Source organism: Candidatus Hepatincolaceae symbiont of Strigamia maritima, from assembly GCF_055505085.1.
The window spans coordinates 1-2,661 of record NZ_DBKDTU010000086.1 but is presented as its reverse complement, the minus strand read 5'-3'; the positions used below and the strand labels follow the sequence as shown (position 1 = coordinate 2,661).

Genomic DNA, 2,661 nt, shown 5'->3' with positions numbered 1-2,661 from the left:
TTTTTCTGGGAATAATTTTTAATTTAAGAATAATTTCTGTAAATAGTTTATTCTTAGCCGGTTTTATAATTTTGTTATTTAAACCGTTTGGTTTATTAAATATTGGTTTTATGTTATCTTTTTTAGCAACGGCTGCTTTAATTTTAATGTTTTGCTCTAAGTTTATCAAACAAATGTATGCTTATTCTTCAAAGAGTTTTCTTAGAAAAATAATCTTCTTTTTCTTTTTGAGTATAATCTCTACAATAGTTGCAGAGTTAGCTATTTTTATGATTTTAGCTTATTATTTCGGATATGTTCCTCTCTTAGGGGTTACAGCTAATATGTTGGTTAGTCCTATTTTCGGATTTCTAATTATGCCCTTTTTGCTATTATTTAGTATATTACCATTCTTTGTAGGAAAAATTTTCTTAATAATAGCTGGTTTTGGCATTAAACTTATGTTAGAAATAGCTTATTTTGTATCTAGTTTTAAATATTCCACCCTAAATTTTGAATTCTTCTCCATAGGCTATGTATATCTCTTTTTAGGAGCTTTTATTTTTCTTATTATTTTACAAAAAAAATACAAATTAATTATAGTTCCTTTATTTATCTTGAGTTTTAGTATGGCTTTTTTAGCAAGAAGTCCAGATATAATGATAGATAGTAATGCCTTGTTTATTGCTTTAAAACAACCTAATAATCATTATGTGCTGAATAATAATTCTAAAAGTGCTGATTTTATAAAAAAGGTTTGGTTTAGAGAAAAAGATATAGTAGAAAAAGAAGCAATGCTAAAACATAAAAACTTTACTTGTGATTACAATGGTTGTTCATATCTGCTAAAAAATAAAAGAATAACTATCTTAAATAATGCTACTGACTTCTATGATGATTGTTCTTTCTCAGATATTATTATTTTATTAACGGAAAATCCTGCGATTAGGTGTACACAAAAGCTATTAATAGATAAAAATTATTTAAAAAAGCACGGTTCTATTTTTATATATATAAATGAAAATAATATAACTCTTAGCAAATCTTTGGCTGGAATCCGAAAAAGAAACTGGTTTTAAGAAATAACACTACTATATATCTATAATCTGACTTTCTTAATTGCGTGTGTATAGAAAACATGATACCATTTTGTTAAATTAGCCTGATAAAGAACTTTTAAGTTATCAGAGATATAATAGTGAATTATAAGATAAAACTATATATCCTAAGTAGTCTTAATTAATAAAATAATAGGAGTTTAAATAAGTATGAGTGAAATAATAGATATTAAAGCTAGGGAAATTTTAGATAGTAGGGGTAATCCTACAGTTGAAGTAGAAGTACTACTAGATAGTGGGGCTTTTGGAAGTGCTGCAGTGCCTTCAGGTGCCTCAACTGGGGCTCATGAAGCACATGAATTAAGAGACGGAGATAAAAGTCGCTATGGAGGTAAAGGTGTACAAAAAGCCTGCCAAGCTGTGAATACGGAAATATATGAAAACTTAGTAGGAGAAGATGCTACGGATCAAATTCTGATAGATAAATTATTAATAGAATTAGACGGTACAAAAAATAAATCTCGTTTAGGTGCAAATGCTATTTTAGGAGTCTCTATGGCAGTAGCAAAGGCTGCAGCACATTCTGTAGAGTTACCGCTTTACAGTTATTTAGGAGGCTTTAATGCTCATATATTACCGCTTCCCATGATGAATATTATCAACGGCGGACAACATGCGGATAATCCTATAGATGTACAAGAATTTATGATTGCTCCGATTTCTGCACAATCTATGGCTGATGCAATACGTATGGGTGCGGAAATCTTTCATAATCTGAAAAAAATCTTACAGAAGGGAAGATATAGTACTTCTGTGGGTGATGAAGGTGGGTTTGCTCCGGCTTTAAAAAGTTCAACGGAAGCACTGGATAGTATTATGAAGGCAATTGAGCAATCAGGATATAAACCTGGGAATGATGTAAGAATTGCCCTTGACGCAGCCTCAACCGAATTCTATGAAAATGGTAAATATAATATGAAGGGTGAGGGTGTAATTAGAAGTTCTCAAGAGATGATCAAATACTATGAAGGACTTATTAATGCCTATCCTATATATTCTATTGAAGACGGACTAGCAGAAGATGATTGGGAAGGGTGGAGAGAATTAACTAAATCCTTAGGGAGTAGAGTACAACTAGTTGGAGATGACTTGTTTGTTACTAATTCAGAGAGATTACAAAAAGGGATTAAGTCTAAAGTAGGAAATTCTATATTAGTAAAAGTAAATCAAATCGGTACTCTTTCTGAAACTTTCCAAGCAATAGACATAGCTCATAAAGCAGGGTACTCTACAATAATTTCTCATAGATCCGGAGAGACAGAGGATAATATTATTGCAGATATAGCAGTTGCTGTAAATTCAGGTCAGATTAAAACTGGTTCTTTATCTCGCTCTGATAGGTTGTCTAAATATAATCAACTAATTAGAATAGAAGAAGAATTAGGAAAGGCAGCTCTTTTTGCCGGAAAAATTATCTTAGAGCAAAAAACTAATTAAAAGTTTTAAAATCTTATTAGAATTTGAAAAAAACTTTTTTGTTTCCTTTTTTGTTATTTGCACATATAATATTATGGTTGCTAAAACATTATTTAGTGTTACTTAGAATATTTAATTTATTATTATA

At 30.1% G+C, this 2,661-nt stretch carries 2 protein-coding genes; both read left to right on the top strand.

Annotated elements, in window-relative coordinates:
- Positions 1–1,058 (top strand): ComEC/Rec2 family competence protein (locus tag ACQCX0_RS02100; RefSeq protein WP_462562505.1); only part of this gene is annotated, 1,058 nt, incomplete at its 5' end.
- 189 nt (positions 1,059–1,247) lie between these two features.
- On the top strand, positions 1,248–2,534 hold the full coding sequence (gene eno / locus ACQCX0_RS02095; protein WP_462562504.1) for a phosphopyruvate hydratase: 1,287 nt from the start codon (positions 1,248–1,250) through the stop codon (positions 2,532–2,534).
- The last annotated feature ends 127 nt before the right edge of the window (positions 2,535–2,661 follow it).

What these genes read in the sequence shown, in the direction of transcription:
- eno (WP_462562504.1), top strand. Translation starts at nt 1,248, where the DNA reads ATGAGTGAAATAATAGATATTAAAGCTAGGGAAATTTTAGATAGTAGG.